Source organism: Shewanella sediminis HAW-EB3 (genome assembly GCF_000018025.1).
GTDB classification, from domain to species: Bacteria; Pseudomonadota; Gammaproteobacteria; order Enterobacterales; family Shewanellaceae; genus Shewanella; species Shewanella sediminis.
The window spans coordinates 1380948-1399495 of sequence record NC_009831.1 but is presented as its reverse complement, the minus strand read 5'-3'; the positions used below and the strand labels follow the sequence as shown (position 1 = coordinate 1399495).

16 protein-coding genes and 1 other annotated feature are annotated in these 18548 nt (G+C 44.4%); of the genes, 5 read left to right on the top strand and 11 right to left on the bottom strand.

Annotated elements, in window-relative coordinates; translation table 11 throughout:
- Positions 1-64 precede the first annotated feature (64 nt).
- Complete coding sequence (gene thrB / locus SSED_RS06035) at positions 65-1003, bottom strand: homoserine kinase (RefSeq protein ID WP_012141523.1); 939 nt, start codon at positions 1001-1003, stop codon at positions 65-67.
- Positions 1000-3465, bottom strand: coding sequence for a bifunctional aspartate kinase/homoserine dehydrogenase I (gene thrA / locus SSED_RS06030; RefSeq protein ID WP_012141522.1), 2466 nt, complete (start codon positions 3463-3465; stop codon positions 1000-1002). Before thrA ends, thrB begins: the two co-directional genes overlap by 4 nt.
- Positions 3466-4188: 723 nt before the next feature.
- Here thrA and slyD point away from each other — a divergent pair.
- Both slyD and SSED_RS06020 read left to right on the top strand, forming a co-directional pair.
- Complete coding sequence (gene slyD / locus SSED_RS06025) at positions 4189-4818, top strand: peptidylprolyl isomerase (protein ID WP_012141521.1); 630 nt, start codon at positions 4189-4191, stop codon at positions 4816-4818.
- Positions 4819-5000: 182 nt separating this feature from the next.
- A complete protein-coding gene (locus tag SSED_RS06020) occupies positions 5001-5387 on the top strand; it encodes a hypothetical protein (RefSeq protein WP_012141520.1) in 387 nt (128 codons plus the stop codon).
- Between the two features lie 3 nt (positions 5388-5390).
- Here SSED_RS06020 and trpR read toward each other — a convergent pair whose 3' ends face one another.
- A complete protein-coding gene (gene trpR / locus SSED_RS06015) occupies positions 5391-5669 on the bottom strand; it encodes a trp operon repressor (protein WP_012141519.1) in 279 nt (92 codons plus the stop codon).
- 238 nt (positions 5670-5907) lie between these two features.
- Here trpR and SSED_RS06010 point away from each other — a divergent pair, with 238 nt between their 5' ends.
- Positions 5908-6369, top strand: coding sequence for a c-type cytochrome (locus tag SSED_RS06010; protein WP_012141518.1), 462 nt, complete (start codon positions 5908-5910; stop codon positions 6367-6369).
- 117 nt (positions 6370-6486) lie between these two features.
- Here SSED_RS06010 and SSED_RS06005 read toward each other — a convergent pair whose 3' ends face one another.
- Complete coding sequence (locus tag SSED_RS06005; protein WP_012141517.1) at positions 6487-7155, bottom strand: cytochrome b/b6 domain-containing protein; 669 nt, start codon at positions 7153-7155, stop codon at positions 6487-6489.
- Between the two features lie 290 nt (positions 7156-7445).
- Here SSED_RS06005 and hpf point away from each other — a divergent pair, with 290 nt between their 5' ends.
- Complete coding sequence (gene hpf, locus SSED_RS06000) at positions 7446-7808, top strand: ribosome hibernation-promoting factor, HPF/YfiA family (protein ID WP_012141516.1); 363 nt, start codon at positions 7446-7448, stop codon at positions 7806-7808.
- A 902-nt stretch (positions 7809-8710) separates the two neighbouring features.
- Positions 8711-8832, top strand: a sequence feature (Phe leader region).
- Between the two features lie 30 nt (positions 8833-8862).
- Positions 8863-10851, top strand: a complete 1989-nt coding sequence (locus SSED_RS05995; RefSeq protein ID WP_012141515.1) for a chorismate mutase — start codon at positions 8863-8865, stop codon at positions 10849-10851.
- A 56-nt stretch (positions 10852-10907) separates the two neighbouring features.
- Here SSED_RS05995 and SSED_RS05990 read toward each other — a convergent pair whose 3' ends face one another.
- From SSED_RS05990 to trmD, 7 genes are all read right to left on the bottom strand, one after another.
- Positions 10908-11243: a hypothetical protein gene (locus tag SSED_RS05990; RefSeq protein WP_012141514.1), complete on the bottom strand. Its 336-nt coding sequence runs from the start codon at positions 11241-11243 to the stop codon at positions 10908-10910.
- 110 nt (positions 11244-11353) lie between these two features.
- Positions 11354-12457 (bottom strand): FAD-binding oxidoreductase, encoded by a 1104-nt coding sequence (locus SSED_RS05985; protein ID WP_012141513.1) that lies wholly within the window; start codon positions 12455-12457, stop codon positions 11354-11356.
- Positions 12458-12578: 121 nt separating this feature from the next.
- Positions 12579-14237 (bottom strand): hydroxylamine reductase, encoded by a 1659-nt coding sequence (gene hcp / locus SSED_RS05980; protein WP_012141512.1) that lies wholly within the window; start codon positions 14235-14237, stop codon positions 12579-12581.
- A gap of 516 nt (positions 14238-14753) precedes the next feature.
- Positions 14754-15893 carry a bifunctional chorismate mutase/prephenate dehydrogenase gene (gene tyrA / locus SSED_RS05975; RefSeq protein ID WP_012141511.1) on the bottom strand — a complete coding sequence of 380 codons (1140 nt, stop codon included), beginning with the start codon at positions 15891-15893 and terminating at the stop codon, positions 14754-14756.
- 76 nt (positions 15894-15969) lie between these two features.
- On the bottom strand, positions 15970-17061 hold the full coding sequence (locus SSED_RS05970; RefSeq protein WP_012141510.1) for a 3-deoxy-7-phosphoheptulonate synthase: 1092 nt from the start codon (positions 17059-17061) through the stop codon (positions 15970-15972).
- Positions 17062-17407: 346 nt separating this feature from the next.
- The gene (gene rplS, locus SSED_RS05965) at positions 17408-17761 is read right to left on the bottom strand and encodes a 50S ribosomal protein L19 (RefSeq protein ID WP_012141509.1); all 354 of its coding nucleotides are present in this window, start codon (positions 17759-17761) and stop codon (positions 17408-17410) included.
- Between the two features lie 53 nt (positions 17762-17814).
- Complete coding sequence (gene trmD, locus SSED_RS05960; RefSeq protein WP_012141508.1) at positions 17815-18543, bottom strand: tRNA (guanosine(37)-N1)-methyltransferase TrmD; 729 nt, start codon at positions 18541-18543, stop codon at positions 17815-17817.
- Between the last annotated feature and the right edge of the window lie 5 nt (positions 18544-18548).

Genomic DNA, 18548 nt, shown 5'->3' with positions numbered 1-18548 from the left:
AATACCTTTTTAAAATTTTAATCGTCAATTCAAAGAGCAATTGGCCTACATAGATAACTATCGGCTAGATATCTTCCGTTGAACGGGCACCTTGAGCATCTATTTTACAGATATGGGAAAATCCCCCTTGCTCCAAGTAATTCTGCTCAAGCCATTCCTGCGCTTTGTTTGCCGTGTCTAAGCTGTCCGTGACAGAAAACAGAGTGGGACCACTACCGGAAATTCCGGTCGTTAGCATGCCAATCTTTGCGAGTGCAGCTCTTGACTCTTCATAACCGGGAATAGCCGACGCTCGGTAGGGCTCGGCCAATACATCTTTCAGCACTGAAATTGCCATCGTGGGATCTTGACGATATGACGCATGAACAAATGCGCTAAGATAACGGCCAAAATCGATTGCCACAGACTTATCGTATTTACTCGGTAATAACTCACGCATTTTGGCGGTTGATAGTGAGATCCCTGGGTATGCAACAACCCAATACCAGTTCTCAAATGTCGGAATGGCATCACACACCCTCTCAGGGGTATCCAGCATCAACTGCATTCCACCTAAGTAACATGGAGCGACATTATCATAATGAACTGAGCCGCTAATCTTGCCCTCAAACTTCCCCATCAATCTCAATAGTTCTTGTTCATTATAGGGGGAATCAAAATATTCATTCAGTGCATAAAGCGCCGCTACGACTGAGCTTGCGCTCGACCCCAAGCCGCTGCCTACGGGAAGGTTTTTCTCTAATGTGAGTGAAAGCCCCTCCTCTTTACCCAGCTGCTCGAGAAAGAACTCAGCACATTGATAAACAATATTTTCTTGCGGATCTTGTGGTAGCTTCTCAGCCCATCGACCGGCAAGAGACAAATTAATGCCACTATCGGCCGATGAGATACTGACTCGATCTCCGAGCAGAATGCCATCTATCGGAGCGAGCGCCGCACCGAGCAGATCGAAGCCTACTCCGACATTACCCATAGAAGCCGGTGCATATACAGTCAGACTCATGAGCTCATCTCCCGCGTCCAGTTTAATGTTCTCAGTAGATCGGCAAATGCCCCGGCAGCGGTAACGTCAGTTCCTGCACCATAGCCTCTCAGCACAAAGGGAATCGGCTGATAGTAACGGCTATAGAATGCCAGTGCGTTCTCACCGCCTTTAACACTATACAGTGGGTCGCTTGCATCGACTTCGGCTATTTTAACGCGGCAACCATCATCATCGATCTGCCCCACATACCTAAGAACTTTACCTTCACTGCGGGCCTTCTCTACCCAGAGTGCGATCTGCTGATCGAGCTTTGGCAGGTTCACCATGAAAGTCTCAACATCACCATCGGCATCAAAAGAATCTGGTAACACAGACTCGATGTTAATATCATCTAGCTCTAAATCTAAACCCACTTCACGGGCCAGGATAAGTACCTTTCTCGCGACATCCATACCACTTAAGTCATCGCGTGGATCGGGCTCAGTAAAACACTTATCTCTGGCAATACCTGTCGCCTCCGAGAGTGTCATTCCCTCATCGAGCATGCCGAATATATAGGAGAGCGAGCCGGATAAGATGCCATTAAATTTGAGTAACTTATCCCCGGCGAACAACAGTTTTTTCAAGTTATCTATCACAGGTAAGCCAGCCCCTACTGTTGTTTCATAAAGGAACTGTCTGCGCTGTTTCAATGCCGTCGCACGTAGTGCGCGGTAATATTCTATATCCCGGGTATTCGCTTTTTTATTGGGTGTGACGACATGCAAACCGGCATTCATCACATCCAGATATTTATCCGATACATACTCACTGGAGGTACAGTCAACCAACACAGGATTAAGCAGTTGCTGTTCTTTAGCCCACTTAAGCATCAGGTCCAGATCGCACTCAGTTTGACAATCTGACAACAGACTCTGCCATCCGCTGAGATCTACGCCTTTGGCATCGAGCAGCATATGCCTGGAGTTAGCAATACCACACACACGAATGGTGATGTGTTGCTGTTTCAACATTTCTGCCTGCTGCTTTATCTGCTCGAGTAAACCGGCGCCAACATTACCGCAGCCAACTAAGAACACGTCGAGATAATGTTGAACATCGAAAAAGCTTTGATGACAGGCCGAAATCGCATGCTTGGTTTTGCGCTGTTCGATAACCGTTGATATTGAACGTTCTGAGGATCCCTGAGCGATAGCGACGATATTAACTGTCGCTTGAGCCAATGCCTGGAAAAACTTACCCGCAACGCCTTTATGGGTCCGCATTCCATCCCCAATTAACGAGACAATGGCTAACTCATGCCTCATCTCTATTGGTTCAAGAATTTCACTCTTTAATTCCAGTTCAAACTCCAGCTCCAGAGATTCTTTTGCCTTAGCGGCATCTTGAGTCGCCACACAAAAGCTGATGCTATATTCAGAGGAGCTTTGAGTTATTAGAGAGATGGAGATCCCCGAACGCGAGATGGCGCCGAGAGTACGGCTCGCCATGCCCACCATGCCTTTCATTCCGGGTCCCGAAATATCAAACATAGTTTGCTCATCTAAATTCGAGATGGCCTTTACATTCAAGCCACTTTCATCTGCTTCATTCGAAACAAGCGTTCCTGGAGCCTTTGGATTAAAGCTATTTCTGATATAGCATGGAATATGGTACTGGGCGATAGGTGAGATTGTTTTTGGATGCAATACCTTAGCACCAAAATAGGAAAGCTCCATCGCCTCTTGGTAGCTTAACTGAGAAAGTAATTTCGCATCGGTAACCACTCGGGGGTCGGTATTATAGACGCCGTCAACATCTGTCCAGATTTCACAACAGCTGGCATCTAAACATGCCGATAAAACCGCAGCAGAGTAATCAGAACCATTCCTTCCGAGTGTGACAGTGCGACCCTCTTTATCACCGGCGGTAAAGCCCGGCATCACCCAGACACGATATTCATCTAGTGCTACTCGCTTGAAGCGTGCCTTACTCGACTCGATATCGACCACAGATTCTAATGGGTCACCCGAAGCAAGAAACAGAGATTGTGGCTCAAAAACGTTAGAGCTGAGACCTTTGGCAACCATTAATTGCGTCATAAGGGCAGCGGAAAGTTTTTCTCCACCAACCAGAATATCGGCGCGAACAAAATCGGGACATTCTTTTAAAAGACTGATGCCAAGTAATTTGTTTTCCCAGTGACTAAGTTGCTGAGACAGACGCTCCATTAAAGGGGTCACTTGCCCGGACTGTAAAACAGAGGAGGCACTCTGATACAAGGAGCTGAATACCTGTTCAACACCCGATAAAACGGGTTTGAAGTCTTCGCCGCTAACCGCAACATCGACCATCTCAAGCAAACCATTGGTTACCGTCGCCGGTGCTGACAAAACCACTGCAACCGACTCGCTCTTAGCGGTATCGACCACGATATCTGCTGCCGTATTAAATCGTTGCCAATTTGCCAGCGAGGTACCACCAAACTTCATTACTTTCATACTATCTCCTTGTACCACGCTACCTAAGAAACAAAAAAGCCCGCTCCTTGTTATGGGAGCGGGCTATTATTTACATTCTTTCAGAGTGTGTTCAGCCTGCCCCCACGAAAATAATCGTGGTGGTTGTAATAATGGTGGTTACAACTGTATTCAGGCAATGCATTTGAAAATCACTTCATCCAAAAGAGTTTAAAATTCGATGGATACAGAATTGCTTTTTTCTTGGGTTGATGTCAACCCCTTATTCGCAACTCTTTAAAAAAAACTCGGTTCGCATCATCACAGCACCTTATCCATAGGTGAGAAAATATTAACAAGCAATATTACTGATATCGAATGAGTTAACTTGACAACTTCACAAGTTACGTAAACGTAAGCGCCAGCTGTACAAGACTGTTAAATTATAGCTTTATCTAAGTTTAAAACAGGAAAGCCGTAAAAATATGATAAAAAATTGAGTTGGCGACAATGTGCTTACCAACATACCGAAATAGATTTTTTCACCCATTCTCATATACAAGAACAGATGAATTCTACCGCATCAATTATGACTAAATATTCCAACGAATCACCTAAATATTCTGCTAATTGAAAAGCCTTCTCTTTCCTATACAGCATAAAATGAGTTATCTAAGGTGAACTCGACCGCATAAGCTGATGCAAATCATCGCCAACAATTAAAAAGCAAGATAGAATGCGCGCACATTCTGAATTGGAGGCGACATGAAAATCACTCAACACAGTGCTGTAAGCATTCATTACCGTTTATCAAACGCAAAAGGCGAATTGATCGAAGACTCTTTTGAAGGCGAGCCAATGCTCTACCTGCATGGGGCAGAAAATATGATCCCTGGCCTTGAGTCTCAACTTGAAGGCAAGGTTGCCGGTGATAAACTTGAGGTGTCTGTTAGTGCTGAAAATGGCTACGGTCCATATCATGATGGTTTAAAGCAAGAAGTACCATTGAGTGCATTCGGCGATATTCAGGACATCGTTCCTGGTATGCGCTTTATCGCAGAAACTGAAATGGGCCAACGCCCGGTTCAAGTTAAAGAAGTGAAAGATGATATTGTCGTTGTCGATGGTAACCATCCATTAGCCGGTCAATCTCTGACCTTTGACGTCGAAGTTCTTGATGTTCGTGAAGCTACAGCTGAAGAGATCGCTCACGGTCATATCCATGCACATGGCGGTTGCGGATCAGAAGGTGGTCACGAGCACAGCCATGAAGGCGGTTGTTGTGGCGGTTCAGACCATGAACATAGCCATGAAGGTGGCTGCTGCAGCGACAAGCATGACGAGCCAGCTAAAGAAGGCTGTGACGGTAATGGCGGTTGCGGCTGCAGACACTAATTCGTGTCATAGAATTTAGATGAGAGAGTTATTGTTTAGTAGCTACTCATATTAAATCAATCTAAGCCCGTAACACTTAAATAGTGTAACGGGCTTTTTTTCATCTATAATCCGTTAGTGCTTATATAATGCACTAATGCTTACTCGCAATGGATTGTTGTGATTCAGACAAAGGAATGTTTATGATCGCCAAATCAGTTTATGAAGCCCTACCCTTTAGCTATATTTCCATTGGCAGTGCCTGCATCTTGATGTTGGAACAGAAAGCAGCAATCTTCTTTGCAATGGTCGTTTTTGCACTAGGTGCAAAAATCTATAATATGCGTTCACAAAACAGACGTACGGATCCAGTGCGAAAACGAAAACCAGGTAAAATCCCCGCCTCACTCTATAATTTTGTTCCCTTTATCTATCTATTCACAGCGACAGTGGTATTTAAACTATATCCAACTAAGTTTGGAGCAATGATAGGAACAGGCTTAATGGTTTACTCCCTCTACATTTTAATTCAACGTTCCTCAAACAGACGTCATAGCCTTTCGAACTCACAATGCTATCCGAATATGTGATCTTTACTCTAATATCAAATGCTTAATTTTTTCTCGCTGCTCAGCTGACATATGTTTAAGGTAGTTTGAGCAGCGCGTAATGGTCGCAATACTAATTTGAAATTCACAAGCTATCTGACGCTGGCTCATCTCCCCTTTAAGCAATGCTTGAAAAACCTTAAGTCGACCAGCGATAGCACTGCGTTCATCTTCTGTCAGCAATAATTCAAACAGTTCCAACAATGCGTTGTGATCATGGTGATTTACCACTTTCTCTAACACAAGTCCCCATTCAGCTCTCATTTCCACTCCAACGTACTGGTATAGCATTACAGATAGTCTACCAAGTATCGAAGCAAATCCAAACCATTTACCGCTGTTCTTCCCTATTACTGAAGCAAAATTCTGACTGAGTAACTGTCATAATTTGTTGCATCTTTACATGTAAACGCTTGAAAATTTGGATGGTATATCGATATAGAAAAAGAATACAATGGAGGAGCAATGTCACACAACCATAAGAAAACGTGAGAACGATATAATGAAAAAAAATCTGAAAATAGCCATTCTCGCCTGTATTACAGGCTCTGTTTTAGCGACTACAGCACAAGCAAACAATTTCAAAGAAACCGATGATGCCATTCACTATCGTCAATCAGCATTTAGCCTGATGGCATATAACTTTGGTGACATGGGTGCCATGTTAAAAGGAAAGAAGCCATTCGATGCTCAAGTCTTCAGCCTGCGCGCAGAAAATGTAGCTGCATTATCTAAGCTTCCCTTAGAAGGATTCATTGCAGGTTCTGACAAAGGGGAAACTGGAGCTCTATCTAAGATCTGGACTGAAAAGTCTGACTTCGATGCCAAGATGAAACAACTTCAGCAAGATTCAGCCGCGCTCGCCATTGCCGCTAAGTCAGACGACAGGAAAGCAATTAAACAAGCCTTTATGAAAACAGCTAAGAACTGTAAAGGCTGTCACGACGTGTATAAAAAAGACTAAAACGCTATTCAAATTGTGCTCGAGACTGAGCAATGAAAGCTACCAGCTAAATTGCTGGTAGCTCTAAGAATGATTCGCGGCTAAAGCCTCTCCTACATGGGACACCGTAGCTCGTAGCTACAGCATATTAATTATCGGCCAGATTAAATAGTTAGTTACCACGCCACCTACGGCCAGCAATAACACCAAAGCCATCAATAAAGGTTTAAACGTTAACTCTACATCCGGCTTCCCCGGCACCTGCTTATAACCGCTGAGCATAGGGCGCACAAGCTTATCCCCTTTCATACCATGGAAAATCACGGCTAAGAGATGAACAGCCGCAAAACCAAGCATGACATAAAAGATTTTTTTATGTAGCCAACTCATCGAGGCGCCGATTTCACTAGAAACAAATGAGTACAGAGGCCCCTCGGTGAAAATCTCATCGGTAGAAAATAATCCGGTTGAGAGTTGCAGCGTCACTAAAGCAATCAGAGCCACTACCATATACCCGCCCAACGGATTATGACCTATGCTAGCCGATACCCCCTGCTGCTTAGTATGCTTCAGATAGCCTAAGACGGTTTTAGGGTGTTTTATAAATTGACTGAATCGAGCAGTATCGCTACCCACGACGCCCCACACCAAACGAAAAATAATGAAAACCATAAGGCAATAGGCCAACACCTGATGCCACTCCATCTCCCCGGCATCGGCTGTCCACCAAAGTCCACCTAACAGGGCTATCATTCCCCAGTGAAAGATCCTGACAGGCAGATCCCAGACTTTTATCTTTGTTTGCATTTGCTGACCCGAATTGAAACTCAATGAACGACGTTTATGAATAGTGTGGCTGATGATATTTGAAGCAGTTTTGAGAGGCAAATAAAAAAAGTAACTAAACTTATCTATTCGAATATGAGCCTGTTTAAGTTCCTTTTCAAGCGTTTTATCGCAGTTATTTTAGAAATTTGCTTAAGTGATCAAATAAAAGACGAACGGCATAAAACAGCTGACAAAACGTGATTTAGATCACGACTTTCATGGGGGATATTGGTAGTCTGAATTCAAGGAAACAACAAAAGGTTCGACATATGACAAAGATTACAAGCAAACACCTTGAAGTCACTGCCCTTATCCGCGAACGCATAGAAGCCCGTCTAGAGAAGCTTTCCAGACATGATGTGCAGTTGATTAATCCTCATGTAATCATAACTCAAGAGAAACAACTCTTTAAAATTGAAGCTTCCGTCGGCATCCCGAATAGCACGCTTTTCGCTCAAGCAAAACATGAAGATCTTTATAGCGCGATTAACGCGATGGGGCAAAAGTTAGAGAAGCAGTTGAATAAACTCACCCATAAGCCAGAAGCACAGCGAAATTCCTCACACAAACGTCAAGAGGAAGCGCCTGAAAAGGATTCAGAGCTGGATTTAGAAGAGGAATACGCAGCTTAATAAGCTGGTATCCGGCGGAGCAGGGTGTTCCGCCTAGAAATAACACATGAAACGCTTCACCATGCTACGCTTATATATAGGGTGAAGTTTTAAAGATTCATTATTCCAAAGGAGCCCAGAGCAGTTTTAAGTTTTTATACAGGCGAACATGAAAACCCTACATGCCACTTTCTACAAGTGATGCATAAGGACACTAAGCTGACAACAGCAGTCGCGCCTGAACATATAACGCTGGACCGAGTACAAACCTAGAGATCTCACTTCCCTTATGAAGAGGTCATGAAGTGACAGATATAGGTTTCGAAAACTAAAAGGAGCGATACCAAATAGTCGTTTTAGTTTCACCCTTTGTAAGATATCTTTGAAGATAGATGTTAGACGTAAGATGTTAGATGTTAGATGTTAGATGTTAGATGTTAGATGTTAGATGTTAGACGTAAGATGTTAGACGCAAGATGTTAGACGCAAGATGTTGGACGTAAGATGTTGGACGTAAGATGTTAGACGCAAGATGTTAGACGCAAGATGTTAGACGCAAGATGTTAGATGTAAACCTGTACACAGGCGGACTAGAGACCGGTACGCAGCTTATAATTAGCGATGCAACCGGACATTAGCTGACAACAGCGACTCCGCCTGAATTAAACCGTTCATTAGACAGGAACCCGATATCCTGCTTCACTTTTCAAAAGTTAAGCATTGTGACGAGTTTCAAGCACTAAAAGGAGGATTTCGCAGTTTGATTTTTTATTTTGTTCCACCCAAAGCGCACCTCTGGTGCGCTTTTTTATGCCTTTAACTCGCTTTTAAACCCTCACCTTTAAATCCCCATCTAACTTGATTTTTAATTATCTGAATTATTCATTGACACTAAAGAGCGCGGGCTTTACTTTGATAGTGATGACATTATATAACGTTCACTTTTTTACTTTCTTTTTTATTCCACCCATCTCGGGAGGCGGAGTTTCGGTGTAAAAACGAAAGTGAAAATTCCAAAGCCTCCCACTAGGGAGGCTTTTTTGTAACAAAATTTGGTTAAGATATTGAGGACAGCATGAACAAACCACAGCCTTTGAACCATACACGTGAGCAGATAACCGCATTAGACAAAGATCTGTTGGCTCTTCTGGCTAAGCGGCGCGAATTAAGCCTCGATGTTGCTCGCAGTAAAGAGGTCGATATTCGGCCAATAAGAGATACTCAAAGAGAGAAAGAGTTGCTGGCCAGACTCGTCAAACAAGGGCGGGAACAGGGGTTAGATGCACACTATGTCATCTCTCTCTATCAGAGTATTATCGAAGACTCAGTGCTTAACCAACAGGCTTATCTTCAGGGCCGTGCAAACCCGGACACTCAGAAGCAGCAATACTGTGTGGCTTACCTTGGCGCCAGGGGGTCCTATTCATATCTTGCTGCCAACCGCTACTGCGATCGCCGTCAGGTTGACATGCAAGACCTAGGCTGTAAAAGCTTCGATGAGATTGTACAGGCGGTAGAGTCCGGCCACGCCGACTATGGTTTTCTGCCTATAGAAAACACATCATCGGGATCGATCAATGAAGTTTATGATGTACTTCAGCATACGAGTTTAGCCATCGTTGGTGAGACCACCATTGAAGTTGGTCACTGCCTTTTGGCCAAATCGAGTGGTAATGTCAGTAAAATCAAAACGGTATATGCTCACCCTCAACCCATTAGTCAATGTAGCCGCTACCTAAGCCTGCATCCGGAATTTAAACTTGAGTATTGCTCCAGCAGTGCAGAGGCGATGGAAAAGGTCATAGAAAGTGATGACCCGACAGTCGCAGCCATTGGAAGCGCCGAAGGGGGCGCACTCTATCAATTAGAAGCGATTGCCCAGGACTTAGCTAACCAAAAGATTAACCAAAGCCGTTTCATTGTCGTAGCCAGAAAAGCCATAGCCGTACCCGAGCAGCTTCCGGCGAAATCAACACTTATCATGGCGACTGGACAGAAACCGGGTGCCTTGGTGGAAGCCTTGCTGGTGCTTAAAGCCCATAACCTGAATATGAGTAAACTCGAGTCACGCCCTATTCCCGGTACCCCATGGGAGGAGATGTTTTATCTGGATCTCGATGCGAACCTTTCCAGTGAATCGATGCAGTCCGCATTAAAAGAGCTTGAACGTATCACTCGCTTCATCAAAGTATTAGGTTGTTACCCTTGCGAAACGGTTAGCCCAACTCAGCTTTCAAATAGTCAGCTGATGATTGAGCCCGATACCAGCCGCGCCGAACATGCCGGCGATTCAACAGAGCAATCCCCTATCGCTACAAACAAACAGGTGAGATATTGCAAAAAGTATAATCAAGACGCGACCCAAATCACCAGTGGTCAATTGCAAGTTGGGGATAAGCAGTTTGGCGCAATCGCGTTAATCTCATTACCACAAGATAATGCCCTCTACAGCCAGAAGGCCAAATCAATAAAAGAGGCTGGATTTCAGGCAGTTGTGCTGGAAGGTTTATCACGACAACAAGATGCAACGGCCAATGTTCTCGAGTTTAAAAAAGCGCTACATCAATTTGACCTCGAATGCATACTTTCTATCGAACATGAGGCCGAATTAAAACTTGCAACGGAGCATGGCAACATTTTACTTGTAACGGGAAAGCAGATGAATAATCTGGCGCTGCTTAAACGTATTGGATCCTTACATATTCCCGTGATTTTAGAGCGAAACACCATGGCGAGTGTAGAAGAGTTCTTAGGGGCTGCCGAGAGTATTTTGGAACAAGGGAATCAGCAAGTTATCCTGTGTGAATCGGGTGTCAGAACCTTTAATGATTCGGTTATGCCATCTCTGGACTTAGCCGCCTTAGTGGACATCAAAGCGATAAGCCACTTACCGATACTCGTTAACCCAAGTTATGCATCCACTGCTGAGACTCTCTCTTCACACGCTAAAGCGGCAAAACAGCTTAACGCCGATGGTTTGGTCCTTAACTTCTCATCTGTTGCTGACACCTTTACAGATGAACTAACCACTAACGGTGACATTCTCAGAAGCCTATACCAGTAAAAAACAGGCATAAAAAAGAGGACTGCTTAGTCCTCTCTTTTAATACATCTTAAGATCTAAATGGCAACACCATCGGTTAAGTTCAACCAACCTTTCAATATTCGATGGCAGAACCAGAGTGTAGCAATCAGATAGATGATCGCACTCAGCCAAATTTGTGATAAAGAGAAGCCCACTCCTCCCAACACCATAAAACCGATTGTCGAACGTCTCTGCCAGCGAAGATGAGAGCTAACTAACGCGCCTGCAGAGGAAGACTTCTGCCCAAGGTTAATGATAAGCCCCAATAGGGTGGGAAGGAAAAGAAGCGGAAAAGCGGTCATCAACGCATACAATAGATGCGCTAAGCTTGGATCGTCTATGGCTAGTCTCTGAGAGGTTGTCGATATCATAGATAAGCTCCAAAGTGACAAGGTATGCAAAAAATCAGATAACACTCATCTTTAACAATACGTTGTCACCGGGCTTAGCGCAAATCTGCAGATATAAAATTTTATACGCTTTACAGCGCCAGAGATATATCTGACTTCATTTTTGTAGAGCAAGCAAGTACATAACCTTGTGCAATTTCATCCGCTGTCAGTGTCATTTGGCTACTGGATTCGGTCTCGCCCTCTAATACCTGACACTTACATGCCCCACAAACACCGGAACGGCAAGCTGCAATGATGGGTAACCCTTCGGCTTCAATCCCTTCGAGTAAGCTCTGATCCTGGCTCATACTTCTGCGACGCTCGCCTATGCTGAGCATAAAAGCAGTTTGCTCTGTCACTGCACCTAAGTCGGTACCATTGTCCATCTCAGAGGTCACGGCGACACCACCGAAACTCTCCTGGTGGTACATAGACATATCGAAACCTATCTCTTCTAAAAGAGACTTGACCCCTTTCATAAAAGGTTCGGGTCCACAGACAAAAATTGTTCGCTGGTGAAAATCTTCGACTAAGCTCTTGAGGTTATCGGCATTGATACGGCCAGACTCACAGGCTAACCTATTCCCTATTTGCTCTACACCGGACTCAAGAATCAAACTTAATTTGAAAGCCGGGTTATTGTGATTAATTCTTTCTAAATCAGACTTAAAGATCAGATCTTCTGGACTCTTAGCACAATGCAGAAAGGCGATATCGGCTCCAACCTGAGTATCGGTTAACCAACGAGACATCGAATACATAGGCGTAATACCGCTGCCGGCACTCAAGAACAAAAACTTATCGGCTTTAATATCAACCAGGTTAAATACGCCATCCGGCCCGGTTGCTGTGATGGTATCACCCACATTGAGTGAATCGGCTAAATGATTAGACACAACTCCACCTTCGATACGTTTAATCGTCACAACGATAGAGTAAGGACGAGAGGGCGATGAAGAGATCGTATAGCTACGGTAAGTTAGCTGTCCATCTATTTCGGTCTTGAACGTTAAAAATTGGCCGGGCTTAAACTGAAACTTTACCGGTTGAGCACCTTGAAAACGAAAGCTAATCACATCATGGGTTTCGTGCCATTTTTCTACACATAAAAGTTCAACGTCCCCATGTTGCCAACTGGGAGAGGTTAGCTGCAACTCATCAGAATATGGTTTTGAAATCGTATCGGTAGTCATGACGTTCCCATAAATTTATAAATATCGAAATTGAGGGGTAAAAATTGAAAAGTTAACTGACCAGCTTGCACCTGTCTCAATGACAAAAATACAAGGCATGGTCAGCTAATTCACTTGCAGATTAAGCGACGTTTAAAATTGTCTTAAGATCTTCTTCAACGGTCGTTGTATTACGAAGACCAAACTTATCTTCCAATATTTTAAGCAGGTTAGGGGTTAAGAACGCCGGAGGAGTTGGACCGGTACGAATATTCTTAACGCCTAATGACAAGAGTGTCAGCAACACAACTATCGCCTTTTGCTCAAACCATGAAAGCACTATGCTCAATGGCAGCTCATTGATCTCACACTCAAATGCTTCAGACAGAGCGATAGCAAGCTGAATAGCCGAGTAGGAGTCATTACATTGGCCGATATCGAGAAGACGCGGGATACCGTTGATATCACCAAACTCAAGTTTATTAAACTTATACTTACCACAACCCAGAGTCAGAATCACTGAATCATCTGGCGCCTGAGTCGCAATATCGGTGAAGTAGCTACGCTCAGCCTTATCACCATCACAACCACCGACGAGGAAGAAGTGCTTGATAGAACCATTCTTCACGTTATCAATCACAGCAGGAGCTGCTGCCATCAATGCATTTCGGGCAAAACCTATGGTGATAAGATGGGGGATCTCATCATAAATGAAGCCGTCAAGCGCTAATGCTTTTTCGATAACCGGAGTAAAGTCATCACCCACTAAGTGAGTCACACCAGGCCAGCCAACGATACTGCGAGTGAAGATACGGTCTGCGTAGCTACCTACGTTCGGATCGATAATACAGTTAGAGGTCATCACTACCGCACCAGGGAAGTTAGCAAACTCTTTCTGTTGGTTCTGCCAAGCACTACCATAGTTACCCACCAGATGTGGATACTTCTTAAACTCAGGGTAAGCCAATGCAGGTAGCATCTCACCGTGAGTAAAGACGTTGATGCCTTTACCTTCAGTTTGCTTAAGGATAAGTTCAAGGTCGACCATATCATGGCCAGAAACCAAGATAGCCTTACCTTTTACTGCAACTGTGTTCACTTGAGTTGGCTCTGGGTGGCCGAAGGATTCTGTTTCACCTTCATCCAGCATTGCCATCACTTTGTAGTTTAACTGGCCAATCTCCATTGATGTAGCAAAAAGCTTATCGACATCAACTGAATCTTCACCAAGAAAAGCCATGATCTCATGGAATTGACCTGCAACCTCATCATTAGTCTGGCTAAGAACGCGCGCATGCTCCATATAAGCAGCCGCACCTTTCAGACCGTATAAACATAACAGGCGAAGGCCCAAAATATCTTCGTGAACGTCGCCACGATTCGGAGCAGCCTGTGCAGCCTGAGTGATCATCTCCGGCTTTGAAGTGGCTAAAATTAATTGTGCTGGAGCACTCATCTGTTCAGGAGTCACGCCTTTAGCGGTACATGCAGTCTCATAGGCATCTTGCAAGCGGCCACGGTAAGCATTGGCTTGCTCAACATACTCGACGAGTCTGGCGTCGTCGAAGTTAACATTGGTCAAGGTAGCAAAGAAGGCCTTAGGAACGAAGGTGTCGATCTCATGATCGATAATATCGAACTCACGAGCCTTTACTGCATAGGCAGATACACCTTGAAGTACATAGATAAGTAGATCTTGTAGATCGGAAGTTTCGGCAAGCTTTCCGCACATTCCTTGAGAATAGCTACAACCATTTCCTGCTGGGGTTCTAATTGTTTGTTCACACTGAATACAAAACATTACGACTGCTCCTGGTTTTAATCATGCTTTTTATTTGCATGTTTTAATCGATTATAAATCTATTAGTGTCAGCATCGAAGCAATATTTGTTTTAATGATGAAAACTATGAAGTAGATCAACTTCACATTCCCCTAATAAATATAGGGGAATTATAATACCAATTGCATTAAGTACCTGACCATTCAGCGAGAATTCAAAGCCCTGTAGGCAAGTAGGATGATTGAAGCTAATAGTTATTCTATATCGAAAGCATCCAGTGCAGCATAAAGGGCTTTGAAACTCGCACGAAGTGAACCCCTCAGGCTTCCCACTTCTGCTTTGCATTGACTTAAAAGGGAGTAACCATTTCCTCATCAATGCGCCTTGAATTGAAAATCCTGAGGGGCTCTGAATTGGTTAATTATTTAATGCAACTGGTATAAATATCCTAAACATTAGAAATAGTGGTAGAAAACAAAAAGGGAGCATTAGCTCCCAATTTTCAAAAAGATATAAAGTATTTAAATTTAAGTTAATTAGTCAGTCTTCATATCATTAACCGACTGCAACATGGCCCGGCTCTCGCGTTGGAATTGAGGAGCAAAATCTCCAAACCATTGTGCAACCTCTTTGAACTGAGACACAAACGCCTCGCGATCACCCGATTGCAGCAATGACAGAGCCTGAGAATAATTATCTAAATAATCCCCGATTGCTTTAAGACTCTCTTTTTGGGCAAAGATAATATCCGCATACAGCTCCGGACTTTGCGCAAAGAGTCGACCCACCATCGCCAGCTCGAGTCGATAGATGGGTGAGCTAAACTGCAACAGAGACTCAATGTCTGCCTCCTCTTTGTAGAGGTTAAACCCATAGACGAAGGAGGAGAAGTGGCGCATAGCCTGAACCAGTTGCATCGCCTTATCATGACGCTCAGGCTCGGCTTCTACGAGACGGGCTCCCCAGATCTGTATCTGTTCGAGCAGCCATTGATAATCTTGACTCCGACGACCATGACATACCACGACCACCTGTTTAGCTAAGCTACCGACATCGGGTCCAAACATTGGGTGTAAACCGACTACAGGACCTTTATGCGCCTCCAGCATTGCATTAACAGGCTCTCCCTTAATAGAGGTCAGGTCGGCAAGAATACAATCTTGTGGTAGCTGGGTAAGTTTCTCTTTTATCAGAGAGCATGTGATAGCGATAGGGACAGTGACTATCACCAACCCGGCTCCATCGAAAATTTCTGTCGCTCTGCACCAGTCATCTTTATCCAGCACTTTGACCTGATATCCGGATAACGTCAGCATTTGAGCGAATAAACCACCTAGCTTTCCCTCTCCTCCGACCAAGACCACATGACCAAGATCCGGATTCACTTGTTTAAAGCCAACATCCTTCTCATTGAGGTAGGACTCACGCATCAAGCGTCTCAATATATCCTCAATCAGTTGAGGAGAGACATCCATCTTCTGCGCTTCGCCCCGACGCTTAGCCAACATTGACGCTTCACGTTGTGGCGCATAGATAGGAAGACCAGCCCCGTGTTTAACCGCGCCAACCTGAGCGACTAAATCCAATCGTTTCCTTAAGAGGTGGATCAACTGTTGATCGACACCATCTATCAAGCCTCTTAAGTTTTCCAGTTCAGCCGTTGTTTTTTCATTCATCGATCATCTATCCATTACAAAAAAAGTCATGCGATATTGAGAACATATCTACTCAAAGCAGTTATACCCAAGCCACTCAGGCGTTGGCAACCTTAAGCATATCAAATCGAGTTGGTAAAACCGAAGACAATAAGGCCGAACCATCGCGTAATATCTGCTCAGTGGTTTCCCAATCTATGCAGGCATCCGTCACAGATACACCGTAATCGAGCTCGTCCATGGGCTTATTGCTACTCTGATTTCCCTCATTTAGGTGACTCTCTAACATGACGCCTATGATGGATTGATTGCCGTCTGAAATTTGGCCAAACACATCTTCACAGACGCCCTTCTGCTTGCGATGATCCTTTGATGAATTTCCGTGGCTACAATCCACGATTAAACGTGCATTAAGATTTGCACTGTGAAGCTGACGCTCACACTCGGCAACACTTCCAGAATCATAGTTAGGTGTTTTGCCACCGCGTAAGATCACGTGACCGTCAGGATTACCCGCGGTTTGCAACAGGGCAACTTGTCCTTTCTGGTTAATCCCCATGAAACGATGACCACTGGCGGCAGATTCCAAAGCATTAATTGCCACCCCAAGCTTGCCATCTGTGCCATTTTTAAATCCAACCGGCATAGACAAACCCGACGCCATCTCTCTGTGGGTTTGTGATTCAGTGGTACGAGCCCCAATTGCCGACCAGGTAACCAGCTCCGACATGTACTGCGGGCTGATAGGGTCTAAGGCTTCGGTAGCCACCGGCAGGCCAAGCTCGGCTAAGTAGATCATCAACTCTCTGGCCTGACGTAACCCCTTTTCGACGTCGAATGACTCATCCATATCCGGGTCATTAATCATGCCTTTCCAACCAACCGTTGTGCGAGGCTTTTCGAAGTATACGCGCATAAGAATGTAGAACTCATCGCTGAGCTCATCATGAAGCTTCTTGAGTTTAAGTGCGTACTCTTTCGCCGAAGCAATATCATGGATTGAGCAGGGACCGGTGACAATGAGCACGCGGTTATCACGTTTATGGACGATATCGGCAACAGTCTTACGTGCATTTAACACATAATGATAGGCATGTTCAGATAGAGGGAGCTCAAGTTTTAACTCCTGTGGAGTCACTAATACTTTCTCTGAACTGATATGAACATTATTAATTGTATCTTGCTGCATGCTTACCACCTGATGACATATAAAATTTGAGCTTCGCTACATTGCTAACCTGTACTCAACCTTAAACCCGTAAAGGCGTACTGCTACACCATTACACCTTAAAGCTAACTATGCCTGTGGTTTCAGATAAGATCAAGGGCGATCTGCTAACAAGAGGAGAATTCATGGGGTAAAGGGGAAAGTTCCTAGAACCTAGGTTTTAGGTTATACGCGATAGGACTCAAATGAAAATAGCTTCCCGGCTGAAGCCGGTCCTACATAAACTCGCCCCCTTAAAACACAAAAACCCGCCATAAGGCGGGTTATTGTGCGAACACTGCATCTTTTTTTACTGCGTACTACTAAATTACTTAGTAGCTAGCTTCTCACGGATACGTGCAGACTTACCTGAACGCTCACGTAAGTAGTAAAGCTTAGCACGACGAACACGGCCGCGACGCTTAACTTCGATGCTAGAGATGATTGGGCTGTGAATCTGGAACGCACGCTCAACACCTTCACCATTAGAGATCTTACGTACTGTGAATGCAGAGTGAACGCCACGGTTACGCTTAGCGATTACAACGCCTTCGAATGCCTGTAGACGCTCTTTACCGCCTTCTACAACACGTACTTTAACAACTACTGTGTCACCTGCACCAAATTCTGGTACATCTTGCTTCATTTGCTCTTCGTTGAGCATTTTAATGATGTTATTCATGAAATAAACTCCATACTAGAAATAACCGATCGTAACTATCCGCTTGGGTTCGTTTATTCAACAAACTCATTTAACAGCTTCGTTTGTTCGTCAGTCAGAGCTAGATTTTCTAATAAATCTGGTCGTCTTAACAAAGTTCTACCGAGACTCTGTTGTAGACGCCAGCGTCTAATATGTTCGTGGTTGCCACTTAACAACACTGCCGGTACATCTAAGTTATCCAAGGTTTCAGGACGAGTATAGTGGGGACAATCCAATAATCCGTCAGAGAAGGAATCCTGCTCTGCCGAGGCTTTCTTTCCTAGTACACCAGGAACCAGCCGTGATACTGAATCAATCAGAGTCATTGCAGGAAGTTCACCGCCCGAAAGCACGTAATCTCCAATAGACCACTCTTCATCCACTTCAGTTTGAATAATGCGTTCGTCTATACCTTCGTATCGACCGCACACTAAAATCAAACTGTCTGACTTAACTAACTCTTCGACGCCTTGCTGTGTAAGCTTGCGTCCTTGAGGAGATAGATAAATCACCTTCGCACTGTCGCCAGTCGCAGCTTTCGCCGCATGAATAGCATCGCGTAAAGGCTGCACCATCATTAACATGCCAGGGCCACCGCCATAAGGTCGGTCATCCACTGTCTTATGTTTATCATGGGTGAAATCACGAGGATTCCACGTTTGCAACTCCAGCAGGCCATTTTTAACGGCCCGACCCGTTACTCCAAAGTCTGTTACGGCGCGAAACATCTCAGGAAACAGGGTTACTACCCCTAACCGCATATGTT